20 protein-coding genes are annotated in these 18,117 nt (G+C 65.5%); 19 read left to right on the top strand and 1 reads right to left on the bottom strand.

Going from position 1 to position 18,117, the window contains the following annotated elements; translation table 11 throughout:
- The first annotated feature begins 75 nt into the window (after nucleotides 1–75).
- From N5C88_RS10750 to N5C88_RS10660, 19 genes are all read left to right on the top strand, one after another.
- Nucleotides 76–702, top strand: coding sequence for a DUF177 domain-containing protein (locus N5C88_RS10750; RefSeq protein WP_280015331.1), 627 nt, complete (start codon nucleotides 76–78; stop codon nucleotides 700–702).
- A gap of 52 nt (nucleotides 703–754) precedes the next feature.
- Complete coding sequence (gene rpmF, locus N5C88_RS10745) at nucleotides 755–937, top strand: 50S ribosomal protein L32 (protein WP_013392223.1); 183 nt, start codon at nucleotides 755–757, stop codon at nucleotides 935–937.
- Nucleotides 938–996: 59 nt separating this feature from the next.
- Nucleotides 997–2,064, top strand: a complete 1,068-nt coding sequence (gene plsX, locus N5C88_RS10740) for a phosphate acyltransferase PlsX (RefSeq protein WP_280015299.1) — start codon at nucleotides 997–999, stop codon at nucleotides 2,062–2,064.
- On the top strand, nucleotides 2,064–3,050 hold the full coding sequence (locus N5C88_RS10735; RefSeq protein ID WP_118931844.1) for a beta-ketoacyl-ACP synthase III: 987 nt from the start codon (nucleotides 2,064–2,066) through the stop codon (nucleotides 3,048–3,050). The genes plsX and N5C88_RS10735 overlap by 1 nt, the downstream gene beginning before the upstream one ends.
- Nucleotides 3,051–3,148: 98 nt before the next feature.
- The gene (gene fabD / locus N5C88_RS10730) at nucleotides 3,149–4,084 is read left to right on the top strand and encodes an ACP S-malonyltransferase (RefSeq protein WP_054450614.1); all 936 of its coding nucleotides are present in this window, start codon (nucleotides 3,149–3,151) and stop codon (nucleotides 4,082–4,084) included.
- Nucleotides 4,085–4,088: 4 nt separating this feature from the next.
- Nucleotides 4,089–4,841 (top strand): 3-oxoacyl-ACP reductase FabG, encoded by a 753-nt coding sequence (gene fabG, locus N5C88_RS10725; RefSeq protein ID WP_059374778.1) that lies wholly within the window; start codon nucleotides 4,089–4,091, stop codon nucleotides 4,839–4,841.
- A 215-nt stretch (nucleotides 4,842–5,056) separates the two neighbouring features.
- Nucleotides 5,057–5,296, top strand: a complete 240-nt coding sequence (gene acpP, locus N5C88_RS10720; RefSeq protein ID WP_003813816.1) for an acyl carrier protein — start codon at nucleotides 5,057–5,059, stop codon at nucleotides 5,294–5,296.
- 192 nt (nucleotides 5,297–5,488) lie between these two features.
- The gene (gene fabF, locus N5C88_RS10715; protein ID WP_280015298.1) at nucleotides 5,489–6,718 is read left to right on the top strand and encodes a beta-ketoacyl-ACP synthase II; all 1,230 of its coding nucleotides are present in this window, start codon (nucleotides 5,489–5,491) and stop codon (nucleotides 6,716–6,718) included.
- A 64-nt stretch (nucleotides 6,719–6,782) separates the two neighbouring features.
- Nucleotides 6,783–7,214 carry a hypothetical protein gene (locus N5C88_RS10710; protein ID WP_223283229.1) on the top strand — a complete coding sequence of 144 codons (432 nt, stop codon included), beginning with the start codon at nucleotides 6,783–6,785 and terminating at the stop codon, nucleotides 7,212–7,214.
- Entirely contained in the window at nucleotides 7,211–7,810 is a 600-nt protein-coding gene (rpoE, locus tag N5C88_RS10705; protein ID WP_013392230.1) for an RNA polymerase sigma factor RpoE, read from the top strand. Before N5C88_RS10710 ends, rpoE begins: the two co-directional genes overlap by 4 nt.
- A gap of 12 nt (nucleotides 7,811–7,822) precedes the next feature.
- The gene (locus N5C88_RS10700) at nucleotides 7,823–8,329 is read left to right on the top strand and encodes a sigma-E factor negative regulatory protein (protein WP_054450617.1); all 507 of its coding nucleotides are present in this window, start codon (nucleotides 7,823–7,825) and stop codon (nucleotides 8,327–8,329) included.
- The gene (locus tag N5C88_RS10695; protein ID WP_118931842.1) at nucleotides 8,329–9,411 is read left to right on the top strand and encodes a MucB/RseB C-terminal domain-containing protein; all 1,083 of its coding nucleotides are present in this window, start codon (nucleotides 8,329–8,331) and stop codon (nucleotides 9,409–9,411) included. Before N5C88_RS10700 ends, N5C88_RS10695 begins: the two co-directional genes overlap by 1 nt.
- A 40-nt stretch (nucleotides 9,412–9,451) precedes the next feature.
- The gene (locus N5C88_RS10690) at nucleotides 9,452–10,936 is read left to right on the top strand and encodes a DegQ family serine endoprotease (RefSeq protein WP_118931841.1); all 1,485 of its coding nucleotides are present in this window, start codon (nucleotides 9,452–9,454) and stop codon (nucleotides 10,934–10,936) included.
- 199 nt (nucleotides 10,937–11,135) lie between these two features.
- Nucleotides 11,136–12,929 (top strand): translation elongation factor 4, encoded by a 1,794-nt coding sequence (gene lepA / locus N5C88_RS10685; RefSeq protein ID WP_280015297.1) that lies wholly within the window; start codon nucleotides 11,136–11,138, stop codon nucleotides 12,927–12,929.
- A gap of 23 nt (nucleotides 12,930–12,952) precedes the next feature.
- Entirely contained in the window at nucleotides 12,953–13,837 is an 885-nt protein-coding gene (lepB, locus tag N5C88_RS10680; protein ID WP_280015296.1) for a signal peptidase I, read from the top strand.
- A gap of 2 nt (nucleotides 13,838–13,839) precedes the next feature.
- Nucleotides 13,840–14,601: a ribonuclease III gene (gene rnc / locus N5C88_RS10675; protein WP_042792396.1), complete on the top strand. Its 762-nt coding sequence runs from the start codon at nucleotides 13,840–13,842 to the stop codon at nucleotides 14,599–14,601.
- Nucleotides 14,598–15,488, top strand: a complete 891-nt coding sequence (era, locus tag N5C88_RS10670; protein ID WP_059374765.1) for a GTPase Era — start codon at nucleotides 14,598–14,600, stop codon at nucleotides 15,486–15,488. The genes rnc and era overlap by 4 nt, the downstream gene beginning before the upstream one ends.
- Nucleotides 15,481–16,068: a DNA repair protein RecO gene (gene recO, locus N5C88_RS10665; protein ID WP_118931839.1), complete on the top strand. Its 588-nt coding sequence runs from the start codon at nucleotides 15,481–15,483 to the stop codon at nucleotides 16,066–16,068. The genes era and recO overlap by 8 nt, the downstream gene beginning before the upstream one ends.
- An 18-nt stretch (nucleotides 16,069–16,086) precedes the next feature.
- Nucleotides 16,087–16,995 (top strand): LysR family transcriptional regulator, encoded by a 909-nt coding sequence (locus N5C88_RS10660; RefSeq protein WP_280015295.1) that lies wholly within the window; start codon nucleotides 16,087–16,089, stop codon nucleotides 16,993–16,995.
- Nucleotides 16,996–17,019: 24 nt separating this feature from the next.
- Here N5C88_RS10660 and N5C88_RS10655 read toward each other — a convergent pair whose 3' ends face one another.
- Nucleotides 17,020–18,117, bottom strand: coding sequence for a pyridoxal-phosphate dependent enzyme (locus N5C88_RS10655; RefSeq protein WP_280015294.1), 1,098 nt, complete (start codon nucleotides 18,115–18,117; stop codon nucleotides 17,020–17,022).

Here is an 18,117-nt window from a genome sequence, read left to right as displayed (position 1 = left end):
TTGCGGGATTTTTGCATGAATGGGCGCGCGAGCAAGCCGATGGCGAAGCTTAGCGACCTCGGCAAAATCATGGGTATGAGTAGTCCCCATGAGCAGCCCCGCGAATGCAAAGGACTGAACATCAAGCGCATCGATGCATACGCATTTGCCCAGATGGGCAAGGAAGCGCAAGGAGCCATACCTCTTGTGCGGCTTACGCGCGTGGTTGACGGGCTGCCCGAACAACCGCAGGGCGATGCCGGACTCGTGACGTGGTCCGTGCGCGGCGAAATGGGTAGGACTGGTCTTCTGATGGGCCGGCCGCTTCTGCATATTCACGTGCAGGCGAATCCGGTGCTGGTGTGCCAACGGTGCAATGAGCCGTTCGTGTATCCGATCGACAGCGAAGTCCTTTTGCAGCTGGTCAAGTCCGAAGCCGATCTCGACGACGATGCTTCCTACGGGGATCCATCCGGCGAGGACGACGAGGACGAAGAAGGAAATGGTTTTGTGTCCAACCTGCCTGAAAAGGTGGTGGGTTCGCATCATTTTGATCTGCTGGCCCAGATCGAAGATGAGCTCATTCTGAGCGTTCCGTATGTGCCCAAGCATGATGTATGCCCGGGCGCGCTGGCCAAGGTCAGCGAAGCTTCTCCCGAGGAGCCCGCTGTCAAGCGTCCGTCGCCGTTTGCGGTGCTGGAACAACTGAAGCACAAAGATTGAGATCAACATCGGGCCGCATCGCGTACAATGCGCCCCGTTTCTAGGAGTCATCATGGCCGTTCAACAAAACAAGAAGTCCCCGTCCAAGCGCGGTATGCACCGCTCGCACGATTTTCTGGTGAACCCGCCGACCGCGATCGAACCCAACACGGGCGAAGCGCATCTGCGTCACCACATCAGCCCCAACGGCTTCTACCGCGGCCGCAAGGTCCTGAAGACCAAGGCCGACGAATAAGGCCCCCGGGCCGAACTCGTACTCGGACCATTTCGGCTGAGCGCTGATACCTGGCACCCGTGATACGCATCGCCATAGACTGTATGGGCGGAGACTTCGGTCTGCCCGTCACGATTCCGGCTGCGATCGAGTTCGCCCGGCAATTTCCGGATACCCGGCTATTGCTGGTCGGGCTTCCCGACGCTATTGAAGCGGCGCTCTCCGAGCACCGCGGCGTGGCGCGTGATCGCATTGAGATCGTGGCGGCTTCCGAAGTCGTCACCATGGACGACCCGGTCGAGGTCGCCCTGCGCCGCAAAAAAGACTCCTCCATGCGCCTGGCCGCCCAGGCCGTCAAGGACGGGCGCGCCGACGCCTGCGTTTCCGCGGGCAATACCGGCGCGTGGATGGCCATTTCACGCTATGTGCTCAAGACGCTGGACGGCATAGACCGCCCCGCGATCGCCACGTCCATTCCGAACCAGACGGGCCGCGCCACCACGGTGCTGGACCTGGGCGCGAATGTGGACTGCACGGCCGAGCACCTGCTCCAGTTCGCCATCATGGGCGCCGCGCTGTCGCAGGCGGTGGACCATCGCGAGCGCCCCTCGGTGGGCCTGCTCAACATCGGCGAAGAAGTCATCAAGGGCAACGAAGTCGTCAAGGAAGCCGCCGAGCTTCTGCGCAACAGCCCGCTCAACTTCTACGGCAACGTGGAAGGCAATGACATATTCAAAGGCACGGTCGACGTCGTCGTCTGCGACGGTTTCGTCGGCAACGTCGTGCTCAAGTCCGTCGAAGGGCTGGCGAAGATGTTGTCCAGCGTCATTCGCGAAGAGTTCAAACGCAATCTGATCACGCTGCTGGCTGGCGCGGTGGCCAAGCCGGTGCTCAACCGCCTGCGCACCCGCGTCGACAACCGGCGCTATAACGGCGCCGCGCTGCTGGGCCTGCGCGGCGTGGTCATCAAGAGCCATGGTTCCGCGGACGTCTACGCCTATGGATTTGCGTTGCAGCGCGCCCGCGAAGCCGTAGTGAGTAAACTGCTGGAGCGCACCGCCGAGACGGTCGCTCAGATTACCAAGCGCGTTCAATCTGGCGAAGGCCCCTCGGTGTCGTCGCCCAACGTGGCTGGGGACACCGCTTGATGGATACCGCAATGAAATATTCCGTGATCGCGGGCACCGGCAGCTTCCTGCCGGAACGCGTGGTTTCGAATGACGAACTGGCGGCGGAGCTGGCGACGCGCGACATCGCCACCTCCGACGAATGGATCGTCGAACGCACCGGCATCCGCCAGCGCCATCTGGCTGAGCGCGGCGTGACCACCAGCATGCTGGCGACCGAGGCCTCGCGCCGCGCGCTGGCTGACGCAGGCGTGGACGCTTCCGAGGTCGACCTGATCGTCCTGGCCACCTCGACGCCCGACTTCGTGTTCCCGAGCACCGCCTGCATCGTGCAGTCCAATATCGGCGCCAAGGGGTCGGCGGCATTCGACGTGCAGGCCGTGTGCAGCGGTTTCGTCTACGCGATGACCACCGCCGACAGCTTCATCCGGGCCGGCCGCGCGCGCTGCGCGCTGGTCATCGGCGCTGAAGTCTTCTCGCGCATCCTGGACTGGAACGACCGCTCCACCTGCGTGCTGTTCGGCGACGGCGCTGGCGCCGTGGTGCTCAAGGCTTCCGACAAGCCCGGCATCCTGGCCGCGCAGCTGCACGCCGACGGCAGCCAGGCCAAGATCCTGAACGCCGCGGGCAACGTTGCCTACGGCGACGTGACCGGCGATCCGTTCCTGCGCATGGACGGGCAGGCCGTGTTCAAGCAGGCCGTCACCGTGCTGGACCGTTCCGCGCGCGACACCTGCGCCGAGGCGGGCATCGAGATCGCCGACGTCGATTGGCTGATCCCGCACCAGGCCAACGTGCGCATCCTGAATTTCCTGGCGCGCAAGCTTGCCGTGCCGGTCGAGAAGGTCGTCGTCACCGTCGACAGCCACGCCAACACGTCCGCCGCCAGCGTGCCGCTGGCCCTGGACGCCGCGCGCCGCGACGGCCGCGTCAAGCCGGGCCAGTTGATCCTGATGCAAGGCGTGGGCGGCGGATTCACCTGGGGCTCGGTACTGGCCCGCATGTAAGGGCGCGCTCCGGCGCGGCGTGGCGCTTGGCGCCGCGGCCGCCGGAACGATGTGCCTGGCATTCCACACAGACACTGAATCAATCCAAACGGTCAAACATGAAAATCGCTTTTGTCTTCCCTGGCCAAGGTTCCCAAGCTGTCGGCATGCTGGACGCCTGGTCCGGCGTCGCGGCCGTCACGGACACCGTGGCGCGCGCTTCGCAGGCGCTGGGCCAGGACCTGGGCGCGCTGATCGCGCAAGGCCCCGCGGAACAGCTCAACCTGACCACCAATACCCAGCCCGCCATGCTGACCGCCGGCGCCGCGTTCTACGCAGCCTGGTGTGCCGCCGGCGGCCGCAAGCCCGACGTCGTGGCCGGCCACAGCCTGGGCGAGTACGCCGCGCTGACGGCTGCGGGCTCGCTCGCACTTGAAGATGCCGTGCGCCTGGTGCGCGTGCGCGCCGATGCCATGCAGGCCGCCGTGCCGGTAGGCACCGGCGCCATGGCCGCCATCCTGGGCCTGGACGACGACGCCGTGCGCGCCGCCTGCGAAGCCGCCGCCCAGGGCGAGGTTGTCGAAGCCGTGAACTTCAACGCGCCCGCGCAAGTCGTGATCGCGGGCCACAAGGCCGCCGTCGAGCGCGCATGCGAACTGGCCAAGGCTGCAGGCGCCAAGCGCGCGCTGCTGCTGCCGGTGTCCGCGCCGTTCCACTCCAGTCTGCTCAAGCCCGCCGCCGATGTGCTGGCCGGTGCGCTGGCCGGCGTGACGGTGTCCGCGCCGCAGGTGCAAGTGATCAACAACGTCGACGTGGCTTCGCCTGTCGAACCTGATGCAATCCGGGATGCGCTGGTGCGTCAGGCGTGGCATCCTGTGCGCTGGGTGGAAACCCTGCGCGCGATGAAGGCGCAAGGCGTCACGCACGTCATCGAATGCGGTCCCGGCAAGGTGCTGGCCGGCCTGACCAAGCGCATCGACCCCGAACTCACGGGCATGGCCATTACCGATCCTGCTTCGCTTGAAGCGGCGTTGGCCGCCGTCAACGGAAATTAAGAACATGGACAACACCTCGATCGAACTGCAGGGCAAGATCGCGCTGGTGACCGGCGCCACGCGCGGCATCGGCCGCGCCATCGCCCAGGAACTGGCCGCGCGCGGCGCGACCGTCGTCGGCACCGCCACGTCCGAGTCGGGCGCCGCCGCCATCACCGAAGCGCTGGCGCCCCTGGGCGGCCGCGGCGTGGTGCTGGACGTGACCGACGCAGCTGCCTGCGATGCGCTGATCGACGCGCTGGGCAAGGAAGGCGGCGGTCCCCACATCCTCGTCAATAACGCCGGCATCACCCGTGATACGCTGGCAATGCGCATGAAGGATGAGGACTGGTCGGCCGTCATCGACACCAACCTGGCTTCGGTTTTCCGTCTGTCGCGCGCCGTGCTGCGCAGCATGATGAAGGCCCGCTGGGGACGCATCATCAACGTTACGTCCGTGGTGGGTTCCAGCGGCAACCCGGGCCAAGCCAACTACGCGGCGGCCAAGGCCGGCGTGGCAGGCATGTCGCGCGCCCTGGCGCGTGAACTGGGCAGCCGCAATATCACCGTGAACTGCGTCGCGCCTGGTTTCATCGATACCGACATGACGCGCGCGCTGGGCGAAAATCAAACTGCCGCCTTGCTGCAGCAGATTCCGCTGGGCCGCCTGGGTTCGCCCGCCGACATCGCCCACGCCGTGGCGTTTTTGTCCGGGCCGCAGGCGGGTTACATTACCGGCACCACCCTGCACGTCAACGGCGGGATGTACATGCAATAAGTCACGAATCGCGCGTAGGCGGCCAGTTCCGCCAAGCCGTCGCCGGATACAAACGGCGAGGCAACGCGAGGTTCAACCGGAAACGCCGCACACCGGTTTCCTGCGCCACTCCCGGCGACAGATCAAGTGCGCGGTGTTATTTTTGTCACGGCCAGGCGTCGCAAAACTCCGCGCTTGGCTATAATTCGCGGGATTTTTCCCAATTGGAGATCTGCATGGAAAGCATCGAACAGCGCGTCAAGAAGATCGTCGCTGAACAACTTGGCGTCAACGAAGCCGAGATCAAGAACGAATCCTCCTTCCTTGACGACCTCGGTGCCGATTCGCTCGACATGGTCGAACTGGTCATGGCGCTCGAAGACGAATTCGAGACCGAGATCCCCGACGAAGAGGCCGAAAAGATCACGACCGTGCAACAAGCGATTGACTACATCAATTCGCACGGCAAGCAGTAAGCTGGGCTTTTACCCTTCTGGTTGCCTTGCGGCGTCCGTCGCAGCCAACCGGGAAATCGGGGCGGTTTCAGGAATTTGCCGTGCGGTCCGCATGCGGGAAGGGCGTTGTAATGCCCGACCCGCTTTCGCGTGGGCCGCACGTGCAGCGCATCCCGAAAACCGCCTTTCTTTTGTCTGTTTGAGGAGTCATCCGTGAAGCGACGTGTCGTCATCACTGGCCTGGGTATCGTTTCTCCCGTCGGGAACGACTTGACCACCGCTTGGGACAATATCGTCAACGGACGTTCTGGCATCAGCCGTATCACCCGTTTCGATCCCTCGGCCATCACCACGCATATTGCCGGCGAAGTCAAAGACTTCGACATCAGCACCTATATCTCGGCCAAGGAAGCCCGCCAGATGGATACCTTCATCCATTACGGCCTGGCTGCCGGGATGCAGGCATGGCGCGACTGCGGTCTGGAAGTCACCGAAGCCAACGCGGAACGCATCGGCGTGATCGTGGGCTCGGGCATCGGCGGCCTGCCGCGCATCGAGGAAACGCAGGTTGAATATCTGGCCAAGGGACCGCGCCGCATTTCGCCGTTCTTCGTGCCGGGTTCGCTGATCAACCTGATCTCCGGCCACTTGTCCATCACGTATGGCATGAAGGGGCCGAGCTACGCGGTGGTGTCGGCTTGCACCACTGGCCTGCATTGCATCGGCGATGCCGCGCGCCTGATCGAGTACGGCGATGCCGACGTCATGGTGGCCGGCGGCGCCGAGTCGACCGTGTCGCCGCTGGGCATTGGCGGTTTCGCCGCCATGCGCGCCTTGTCGACCCGCAATGACGATCCTGAAACGGCATCGCGTCCCTGGGACCGCGACCGCGACGGCTTCGTGTTGGGCGAGGGTGCAGGCGTACTGGTGCTGGAAGAATACGAACACGCCAAGAAGCGCGGCGCGCGCATCTACGGCGAGCTGGCAGGCTATGGCATGAGTTCGGACGCTCACCACATCACGGCTCCCGACAAGGACGGCCCGCGCCGCGGCGTTCTGAACGCGCTGCGCAACGGCGGCCTGAATGCCGAAGACGTGCAGTACGTCAACGCCCACGGCACTTCGACGCCCCTGGGCGACAAGAACGAGACCGACGCGCTGAAACTGGCTTTCGGCGACCACGCCAAGAAGCTGGTGGTCAATTCGACCAAGTCCATGACCGGGCACTTGCTCGGCGCGGCCGGCGGCATCGAGGCGGTGTTCACGACCCTGGCGGTCTACAACCAGATCTCGCCGCCCACGATCAACATCTTCAATCAAGATCCTGAATGCGATCTGGATTACTGCGCCAACGAGGCGCGGCAGATGAGGATCGATGTCGGCCTGTCCAACTCGTTCGGCTTCGGCGGCACCAACGGCTCGATGGCCGTTCGCCGGGTCTGATTTGGAAGAGGCGCTCGGGGAACGCTGGGCGTTTCGCGTGCCTGTCAGGCGGCCAGGAAGCGCCATGGCGCTTTTGGGTCTGGCGCTGGCCGCGGCCGGCGCCTGCGTGCTGACGGCGGCGTTCTGGCACGGTATGGCATGGGCAGCGGGCGCGGCAATCGCGCTCCTGCTTGTGCTGGCCAGGCTGTTACACTCGGCACGAAGCAGCCTGTCCCCCGTATCCGCATTGCGTGCGGCAGCCGGGGCAGGGAGCTGGCAGGTACGCCTGCCGCAAGGCTGGCAGGACGCAAGGCTGTTGCAAGAACAGCGCGGTCCCCGCTGGCTGACGCTCACTTTGCAGCCCTTGTCCACCGGGAGTACGGCCTTTACCAACAGCACAATCACCCTCACCGTCTGGCAACGGACGTTGCGCCCCGAGTCCTGGCGGCGCCTGTGCCTGCTGGCCGGCGCGGCGCGGCCCGCCCGTCCGGCGCCCAGTCTGCGGGAGGCGTCATGAGCGAGCGCGAAGTCGACGCCGAGCTTGTCGCGCGCGTCCAGCGGGGCGACAAGAAGGCTTTCGACCTGCTGGTGCTCAAGTACCAGCGCAAGATTCTCCGTCTGCTGGCCCGCATGATCCGCGACCCCTCGGAAATCGAGGACGTGGCCCAGGAGGCTTTCATCAAGGCCTACCGCGCCTTGCCCCAGTTCCGTGGGGAAAGCGCCTTTTACACCTGGCTGTACCGGATCGCCATCAATACGGCGCGCAATTGGCTGGCCTCGCAGGGCCGGCGTCCCAGCGCGCCCAATGCGATAGAAACGGAAGACGGTGAAACTTTTAACGAAACCGACAACCTAACCGATATAAGCACGCCGGAGTCCATGGTCGCCAGCCGCGAAATCGCCGAGACGGTGAACGCCGCGATTGAGGAATTGCCTGAAGAGTTGCGTACCGCAATTGTCCTGCGTGAAATCGAAGGTATGAGTTACGAAGACATCGCCCAGAGCATGGATTGCCCGATCGGTACGGTGCGTTCCCGCATTTTTCGTGCGCGCGAAGCCATCGCCGTCAAGTTGCGTCCATTGCTAGGCACCGATGCCGAGCGTCGCTGGTAAGGAGTGGCAGTCATGCAAACAGCAGCCAAATCCGTTGTGATCGCCGAGTCCTCCTGGGAGGAGTCGGTTTCCGCCTGGATGGACGGAGAGGAATCCGACGACATCTTTCCCGGCTTGTTGTCCCGCGAGGGGCGCGAGACCTGGGACACCTATCATCTGATCGGTGATTCCCTGCGCAACGCCGATCTGGCGCTGACCCCCAGCGCGGCCTTCCAGGCCCGCCTGGCACGGGCGCTGGACGCGGAATTGCCCATTGTTGCGGCGCCTCGGCGCCGCTCGCCATTGCGAGTCGGCTTGTCCGGTCTGGCGGTGGCCGCCGCCGTGGCGACCGTCGCCTGGGTGGCGCAGCCTTACCTGACCGGCGAACCTGCGACCGAAGTCCGCGTACTGGCCGATGCCAGCTCGCCGGCCGCGGCCGCCGACGATTCGGGCTTGCGCGACTACCTGGAAGCGCATCGCCAGATGGCCGGCCCGAGCGCTGTGCGCCAGGTGTCGTTCGACACCGGGGTGGGGCGCTGATGGCGTTGGTGCTTCCATCGCGCTGGCCGGTGCTGGGCCGGGCCGCCACGCTGCAGGCCCACCGCGCCGGCTGGTTTGCCGCAACGCTCTTGACCGCTTTCCTGGCTGCGCACGAACCCGCGCGCGCAGCCGATGCCGCGCCTGCTGCCACCGATGACGTGGTTCAGCTGCTGACGCGCATCCAACAAGCCGCCCGCAAGCAGGACTACGCGGGCGTCTTCATGTACCAGCAGGGTGAAACGATCCAGTCCTCGCGCCTGGTGCACGTGGTGGACGGCACCGGCGAACGCGAACGCCTGGAAATCCTCGACGGCCAACCCCGCGAGTACCTGCGCCACAACGAAGACGTGCAGTGTCTCCTCCCCGAGCGCAAGACCGTGCTGCTGGAGCGCCGCCGCGGCGACCGCTTCCCCGGCCTGCTGCTGGGCGAGGCGGCCAACCTGTCCGAACACTACAAGATCCATGCCGAATCCGCCCTGCACCGCGTGGCCGGGCGCGAGTGCCGCCTGATCACGATCGAACCGCTGGACAAGCTGCGTTACGGCTACCGGCTGTGCGCGGACGTCGAAACCAATCTGCTGCTCAAGGCCCAGACGCTGAATGCCGCCCGCGGCGTGGTCGAGCAGGTGTCGTTCACCTCGCTGCGGCTGGGTTCGGAAGTCGACCCCCAGTTGCTGACCTCGCGCTGGAGCACGCGCGACTGGAAGGTGCTGGAACCCTCCATGAAGCCGGTGGATCTGGCCGCCCAAGGCTGGCGCATCCCGGCGCCCAAGGGGTTCAAGGCCGTCATGCAGGTGGCCCGTTCGATGGGGAAGGGCATCACGGTCAACCAGATGGTATTGTCCGATGGACTGGCGGCCATTTCCGTGTTCATCGAACCCTACGACAGCCAGCGCGGTCACCGTCCTCCCCATGGCGCCGCGCAGCGCGGGGCGATCACGGTCTACGGCACGCGCATCGCTGATTTCTGGCTGACCGCCGTGGGCGAAGTGCCCCTCGCGACGTTGGAACAGCTGGCGCAAGCCACTGAATATGTGCCCGCCGCGCCTGCGGCGGCAGCGCCCGGGGCCGATTCCAAGTGATCGGCCGGGTGTGGCAAGCAGCAATTTCGGAGTAACACTTATGAAAGCAATGACAGTGTCGAGTGCTTTTTTGCGGCGCTTTCTGGTGGCGGCCGCGGCCAGCGTCATGATGGCCGGCGCCTACGCGCCTGCCGCCATCGCCCAGGCGCCGACGGTGGCGCTGCCTGATTTCACGAGCATTGTCGAAAAGGCCGACCCTGCGGTCGTCAACATCCGCACGACGGCCACGGTGCCGGTGCGCGGCATGGGTCCCGGCGGCGGCAACGATCCCTATGAACTGTTCCGTTGGTTCTTCGGCCCCGAATTCCAACCGCCCGGCGGCGGCCAGCCGGGCCCGTCGCAACGCCAGCGCCCGCAGCCTTCGCAGCCCGAAGAGCGCACCGTGCCGCGCGGCGTGGGCTCCGGCTTCTTCATTTCCGACGACGGCTACATCCTGACCAATAACCACGTGGTGGTGGACGCGACGGACATTTACGTCACGCTGACCGACGGCCGCGAGTTCAAGGCCAAGGTCATCGGCACGGACGAGCGCACCGACGTGGCGCTGATCAAGATCGAAGCCAAGGACATGACCCCCCTGGTCATCGGCGATCCCAAGCAGCTGAAGAAGGGGCAGTGGGTGCTGGCCATCGGTTCGCCGTTCGGCCTGGATTCCACCGTGACCTCCGGCATCGTCAGCGCCATCGGCCGCGATACCGGCGAATACCTGCCGTTCATCCAGACCGACGTTGCGGTCAACCCGGGCAACTCGGGCGGTCCGCTGATCAACCTGCAGGGCGAAGTGGTGGGCATCAATTCCCAGATCATTTCGCGCAGCGGCGGCTTCATGGGCATTTCGCTGGCCATTCCCATCGATGAAGCCATGCGCGTGGTGGACCAGCTGCGCGCCACCGGCAAGGTCACGCGCGGCCGCGTCGGCGTGCAGATCGGCGAAGTCGGCAAGGATGTGGCCGAAGCCATCGGCCTGCCCAAGGCCGAGGGTGCGCTGGTCAGCAGCGTGGAAGCCGACGGCCCCGCCGAGCAGGCAGGCGTGCAGCCGGGCGACGTGATCCTCAAGTTCAACGGCGAACCCATCAAGCGCTGGTCCGACCTGCCCCGCATCGTGGGCGAAACCAAGCCGGGCACGCGCGCCGACATGGAAGTGTGGCGCAAGGGCAAGAACCTGACGCTGTCGGTCAAGGTGGGCGAGATCCCGACCGAGAAGGCCGCGGGCGCCAGCAAGAAGGGCGCGCCGCCGGTGCCGGAAGTCACCAATGCGCTGGGCTTGGGCGTGGTCGACGTGCCGGCCGACGTGCAGAAGAAGCTGCGCATCAAGGGCGGCGTCCAGGTCAAGGTGGCCGAAGGCGCCGCGGCCAAGGCCGGCCTACAGGAAGGCGACATCGTGTTGGCCCTGAACGACACCGACGTCACCGGCGCCAAGCAGTTCGGCGAGCTCGTGGCCAAGCTGGACAAGGGCCGCGCGGCGGGGCTGCTGGTGCGCCGCGGCGACCAGACGCAGTGGGTGGCGGTGCCGGCATCGAAGTAATGCCGGGCCCGTCCTCCGAGTCCGCAGAAAAAAGGCGCAAGACCGGCTAAAATGCCTGGTTGCCGCAAGAGGGGGCGCATGGCGCCCCCTTGTTTTGCCCGGGCCAGGCCCGTTGGCACCCTCCTCGTCAGCCGTGCGTATTCCGGCGGCGGTGTCTTCCGGCCCAGTGCCGAGTGTTCCGTCCCTTATAACTTCAAGCATGCAGCATATTCGCAACTTCTCCATCATTGCCCACATCGATCACGGCAAATCGACCCTGGCCGATCGCCTGATCCAGCGCTGCGGCGGATTGGCGGATCGCGAGATGTCGGCGCAGGTCCTCGATTCCATGGAAATCGAGCGCGAGCGCGGCATCACCATCAAGGCCCAGACCGCGGCCCTGCACTACAAGGCGCAGGACGGCAAGGTCTACAACCTGAACCTGATCGACACCCCGGGACACGTGGACTTCTCGTATGAAGTCAGCCGTTCCCTGTCGGCCTGCGAAGGCGCGCTGCTGGTGGTGGACGCCTCGCAGGGCGTGGAAGCGCAAACCGTGGCCAACTGCTACACCGCCATCGAGCTGGGCGTGGAAGTCCTGCCGGTGCTGAACAAGATGGACCTGCCGCAGGCCGATCCCGACGGCGCCCGCCAGGAAGTCGAGGACGTAATCGGCATCGACGCCTCGCAGGCGGTGCTGGCCAGCGCCAAGACCGGCATGGGCATCGACGAGATCCTGGAAATGGTCGTGGCCCGCGTGCCGCCGCCCAAGGGCGATCCCGACGCGCCGCTGCAGGCCCTCATCATCGATTCGTGGTTCGACAACTACGTGGGCGTGGTGATGCTGGTGCGCATCATCAACGGCGTGCTCAAGCCCAAGGACAAGATCCTGCTGATGGCGTCCGGCGCCACCCACCTGTGCGAGCAGACCGGCGTGTTCACGCCGAAGTCGCAGCAGCGTCCGCATCTGTCGGCGGGCGAAGTGGGCTTCATCATCGCCGGCATCAAGCAGCTGGAAGACGCCAAGGTGGGCGATACCGTCACCCTGGCCAACAAGCCCGCGGCCGCGCCGCTGCCCGGCTTCAAGGAAGTGAAGCCGCAGGTGTTCGCGGGCCTGTACCCCGTGGAAAGCTCCGAATACGACCAGCTGCGCGATTCGCTTGAAAAGCTCAAGCTGAACGACGCCGCGCTGATGTTCGAGCCGGAAGTATCGCAGGCGCTGGGCTTCGGCTTCCGTTGCGGCTTCCTGGGTCTTTTGCACATGGAAATCGTGCAGGAGCGCCTGGAGCGCGAATTCGACATGGACATCATCACCACCGCGCCGTCGGTGGTGTACGAGGTCGAACAGCGCGACGGTTCCGTGATCACCGTGGAAAGCCCGTCGCGCATGCCGGAGATCGGCAAGATCGCCGACATCCGCGAACCCATCGTGAAGGTCACGCTGTTCATGCCGCAGGACTACGTCGGTCCTGTCATGACGCTGTGCAATAACAAGCGTGGCGTGCAGGTCAACATGAGCTATCACGGCCGCCAGGTGCATCTGGTGTACGAGATCCCGCTGGCCGAGATCGTGCTGGACTTCTTTGACAAGCTGAAGTCGGTCTCACGCGGCTACGCCTCGATGGACTACGAGTTCCTGGAGTACCGCTCGGCCGACGTGGTGCGCGTGGACCTGCTGATCAACAACGACCGCGTCGATGCGTTGGCCGTGATCGTCCACCGCAGCAACGCGCGCCACCGCGCCCGCGACGTGGTCACGCGCATGCGCGGCCTGATTCCGCGCCAGATGTTCGATGTGGTCATCCAGGCCGCCATCGGCGCCGAAATCATCGCGCGCGAAAACGTCAAGGCGCTGCGCAAGAACGTGCTGGCCAAGTGCTACGGCGGCGACATCTCGCGCAAGAAGAAGCTGCTGGAAAAGCAGAAGGCCGGCAAGAAGCGCATGAAGCAGGTGGGTAGCGTGGAAATTCCGCAGGAGGCGTTCCTGGCCATCCTGCAGGTGGAAGACAAATAAAACCCAAAGAAGGCGGTTAGCTGATGAGTTGGAACTTTGCCCTGATTCTTTTTATTTTGCTGGTGTTGACCGGCTTTATCTGGGTGCTTGATCTGGCAGTGCTGCGCAAGGGCCGTGAACGCCGGGCCCAGGCGGCAATGGCGCAATACGATGCGGCCCTGGTCGGCGACGCCCAGGAAGCCGAGCGCCTGCGCCGCGAAGCCGGCGACGCTGCGCGCCGCATGCCGTGGTGGATCGAATACGCCGTCAGCTTCTTCCCCGTCATTCTGTTCGTGTTCATGCTGCGCTCGTTCGTGGTCGAGCCGTTCCGCATTCCGTCGGGCTCCATGCTGCCGACCCTGCAATCGGGCGACCTGATCCTGGTGAACAAGTTCAGCTATGGCCTGCGCCTGCCGGTCATCGACAAGAAGGTCATCGACGTGGGCAAGCCGCAGCGCGGCGACGTGTTCGTGTTCCGCTATCCCGTGGATCCGAACATCGACTACATCAAGCGCGTGGTCGGCCTGCCGGGCGACGAGGTCGCCTACCTGGACAAAAAGCTCTACATCAACGGCGAATTGGTGCCGCATGTGCGCGACGGCGACTATTTCGAGCCAGATCGTGTCTCGTATATCGCGCAATATAAAGAGAAATTGGGCGAAATTGAGCACCAGATCCTGCTGGATGAGGCCACGCCGCAGGAATATAGGCCGATGCCGCCATTTCCCTTCCGCGAGAACTGCCAATACAGCCGAAATGGGGTACGCTGCAAAGTACCCGAGGGGCAGTTTTTCGCCATGGGCGATAATCGGGATAACAGCGCTGACAGCCGATACTGGGGCTTCGTACCGGAAGCCAATATCGTCGGACGCGCGTTCTTCATCTGGATGAATTTCAGCGATCTCAGCCGCATCGGCCGGTTCAACTGATTATGTCGCTAGCCACGCTAGAAAACCGCCTGGACCACCACTTCAGTGATCCGGCATTGCTCGAACAGGCGCTGACGCATCGCAGCCACGGCGCGCGCCACAACGAGCGCCTGGAATTCCTCGGGGATTCCGTGCTGAACTTCGTCGTTGCAGCGATGCTGTTTGAGCGTTATTCCAAGATCGACGAAGGCGACTTGTCGCGCCTGCGGGCCAATCTGGTCAAGCAGGCCTCGCTGGCGGATATCGCCCAGCGGCTGGAACTGTCGCAGTATCTGCGCCTGGGCGAGGGCGAATTGAAGAGCGGCGGTTTCCGCCGTCCTTCGATCCTGGCCGACACGGTCGAGGCCCTGTTCGGCGCCGTGTTCCTGGATGCAGGCTTCGACGCCGCCCGCCGCGTGATCGTGCGCCAGTACCAGCCGGTGCTGGCCTCGGTCGATCCCAAGACCCTGGGCAAGGACGCCAAGACCTTGCTGCAGGAATTCCTGCAGGGCCGCAAGCTGGCGCTGCCGGTATACACGGTGGTCGCCACGCATGGCGCGGCCCATAGCCAGCAGTTCGAAGTCGAGTGCGCCATTCCGGCGCTCGAGATCAAGGTGATGGCGCCTGGCGCCAGCCGCCGCGCCGCCGAGCAATCGGCGGCCAAGCTGGCGCTGGAGGCCGCGTTGGCCGTCAGCCCGGCGACCAAGGCTGCCCGCAAGTCGGGCAAGGCGCGCAAAACCGCGCAATTGTCGCTGCCGGTGGCAGTGGCTCAAGAGACTAAATGAGCGATACCCCTTTTCGTACCGGCTTCGTCGCCATCGTGGGCCGCCCCAACGTGGGCAAGTCCACCCTGACGAACGCCCTGATCGGTTCCAAGATTTCCATCGTGTCGCGCAAGGCGCAGACTACGCGCCACCGCATCCACGGCGTGTTGACGCGCGAGCACGAGCAGTTCGTATTCGTCGATACCCCCGGTTTCCAGACGCGGCATGGCGGCGCCATGAACCGCATGATGAACCGCGTGGTCACGCAGGCCCTGGCCGACGTGGACGTGGTGGTGCACGTGGTGGAAGCCGGCAAATGGTCCGAGGGCGATGCCAAGCTGCTGCCGCTCTTGCCCGCGCCGGAGCGCACCATCCTGGTCGTCTCCAAGATCGACGCACTGAAGAACCGCGACGACCTGTTCGCCTTCGTCTCCAAGATCATGGCGCTGCATCCGTTCGGCGCCGTGGTGCCCGTCAGCGCCACCAAGAACCAGCAGTTGGACCAGCTGCTGGAGGAAATCGCGTCGCGCCTGCCGGAAGGCGAGCCGATGTTCGAGGAAGACACGCTGACCGACCGTCCCATGCGCTTCATCGCTGCCGAATTGGTGCGCGAGAAGATCTTCCGCCTGGTCGGCGACGAACTGCCCTACGGCTGTACCGTCGTCATCGAGCAATGGGAAGAGACCAGCAAGGGTGCCAGCATCAATGCCTGCGTGGTGGTCGAGCGCGACAGCCACAAGCCCATCCTGTTGGGCGCGGGCGGCATGCACATGAAGCGCATCGCCACGGAGGCGCGGCAGGACATCGCCAAGCTGCTGGACAAGCCGGTGCACCTGGAGGTCTACATCAAGGTGCGCAAGGGCTGGTCCGACCGCGAGGGTGCGCTGCGCGATCTGGGCTATGAGTAGACGGGCGCCCCGCGTCCAGGATCGCCCCGGATATATGTTGCACGCCACAGCGTGGCGTGAGACATCCCTCATCGTTCAGACTTTCTCCCGCGATCACGGCTGTGTGGCCATGGTCGCCAAGGGCGCCAAGCGCCCGTATTCCGTCCTGCGTCCCGTGCTGTCCGCGTTCCAGCCGCTGCTGCTGTCGTGGACCGGCAATGGCGAGGTCAAGACGCTGACGCGCGCCGAGATCGCGGGCATCCGCCCGCTGACCGGCACCGCGCTGATGTCGGCCTGGTACATGAACGAGCTGCTGCTGCGGCTGCTGCCGCGCGAAGACGCCCACCCGCTGCTGTTCGACGCTTACGACTTCGCCTTGCAGCAGCTGTCCGGCGGCACCCGCGCTGCGGGCGCGCTGCGCCGTTTCGAATGGACGCTGCTGCGCGAGACCGGCTATGGCGTGGACGAGGATCCCCCCGATTTCGACGATGCGGCGATCGAGCCGGCCCTGCGCCGCGACCTGCGCGAACGGCTGGCCGAAATCCTGGCGGGCCGACCCTTGTCGACCCGGCGCGTGTTGCTGGACCTGCAACGCATCTGAGCGCAGCGCGATCCGGCCATGACCTTCACGCTCAAGCAGGTCGAGACCTTCCGCACCGTCTACGAAACGGAAAGCGTCACCGCCGCCGCCAGGCGGCTGGACGTGTCGCCCGCCACCGTCAGCGCGACCTTGGCGGCACTGGAAGCCAGCATCGAGCTGCGCCTGTTTGAGCGCGTGCGCCAGCGCATGCAGCGCACGCCCGAGGCGACGCTGTTGTATGAAGAAATCCGCCGCCTGAATGTCGGGCTGGAAAGCCTGGGCCGCAAGATCCGCGCCATCCGCGGCGCCGCGCAGCCGCGGCTGCGCATCGGCTGCATCCATGCCTATAGCGGCGCCATCATCAGCGACTCCATCGCGCGCTTTCGGGAACGCTATCCCGATACCGGCCTGTATCTGCAGATCCGGGATTCCAATACCTTGCGCGACATGGTGGTGTCGGGCGAACTGGACCTGGCGGCGGTGGCCGACGAATCCGAGCTGGAAGGCTTGCGCGGCCATCGGCTGGCCAGCCTGCGCGCCGTGGCGGTCTTTCCCAAGGGGCATCCGCTGGCGCGGCTGGAACAAGTGGATTTTTCGCACCTGGCCGACGCCGACGTGATCGCGCTGAACGCCGAGGACGGCTCGCGCAAGCGCCTGGACGCGCTGTTGGCGCAGGCGGGGCAAAGCCTGAAGGTGGCCATCGAGACGCCATATTCAAGCACGGTGTGCCAACTGGCGCTGGCGGGACACGGTGTGGGTATCGCCAACCCTGCGACGGCGGTCGGCATGGCGGCGGCGGGCTTGTGCTACCGCCCGCTGGCCGCGCCGGTGCATTTCGAATGCCACATGATCCTGCACGGCAGCCGCCCCTTGTCCGAGGCGGGCAAGTTCTGGGCGACCTGCCTGCGCGGCGCGCTGGCGCCGCTGGTGGAGAGCTTCGGCGTCTAGCGCGCCGAAGCCGTTCCCGGGACGCTAGCCGCGGCGGCCGTCCGAGGTCACGATCAATACCACGGACGACTCCGCGTCCAGCAGGCCCGAGCGCCGCAGCCGAGACACGGCAGCCAGCGCCGCGGCCGACGACAGTTCGCTCGCCAGGCCCATGCGTTCCAGCCGCTGCTGCGCTTGCGCGGCAGCGGCGTCCGAGATCTCCACCGGCGTGCCGCCCGAGCGCGTCAAGGCTTCCAGCGACTGCAGCGTGCTGGTGCTGCCTGCGATCGAATACTGGTCCGTCACGCCGTCCCATTGCTTGCGCGCGTCGCCCGTTGCGCGGGCGCGCGACAGGCGGGCGTACGGCTCCACCGCGTGCAGGCGCGGCAGACGCGCAATGCGGCCGGTTTGCAGCAGATGCTGCCAGCCCAGGAAGATGCCCCACAGCAGATCGCCGCGCGCGGTGGGCACCACGATGTCGCTGGGGACGCCGCAGCTTTCCAGGATTTCCAGCGCGATGGGCTTGTAGCCTTCCACGCCGTAGGGGTGGGTGCCGACAGGCGGATTCAGATAGTTGGTGCCGGCGAAGGCGCCGCGGTTGCGGCACAGGTCTTCGACATGGGGCCAGCGGCTCAGGCTGTCCTCGAAGGCGGTGAGCCGGGCGCCGAAGCGCTGCATGGCCTCGCGCTGCAAGGGCGGGCAATTGCTGGTGATGGCGATGTCGGCCTCCAGCCGCGCGGCGGCGCAATAGGCGGCCAGCGAGACGCCGGCATTGCCGCTGGAGGCGGCCGCCACGCGGGTGGCGCCGGCCAGGCGCGCGCGCGACACCAGTTGGGCCGCCATGCGGTCCTTGTGGCTGCCGGTGGGGTTGGCGCTTTCGCATTTCAGCCAGAGCTGGCCCACGCCTTCGGTCTGCGCCAGCGCGGGCACGGCGAGACAGGGGGTGGCGCCTTCGCCCAGCGTGACGGCGTTCAGCACCGGCAGGGGCATGGCGCCGTCGGCCGAGGGTTCGTACAGGCATTCCAGGCTGGCGGGGTGGCCGGCTTCCAGGCAGCTGGGGCAGCCTTCTGGGTAATCGGCTGGCGGCCACAGGCTGGCGCAACGGATGCAGCGCAGGCCGGACAAGCTAGGGTTCATCTGCAT

Source organism: Achromobacter sp. GD03932 (assembly GCF_029839485.1).
In the GTDB taxonomy this organism is placed as follows: domain Bacteria; phylum Pseudomonadota; class Gammaproteobacteria; order Burkholderiales; family Burkholderiaceae_B; genus Achromobacter; species Achromobacter bronchisepticus_A.
This window is presented reverse-complemented; position numbering and strand designations above follow the sequence as displayed.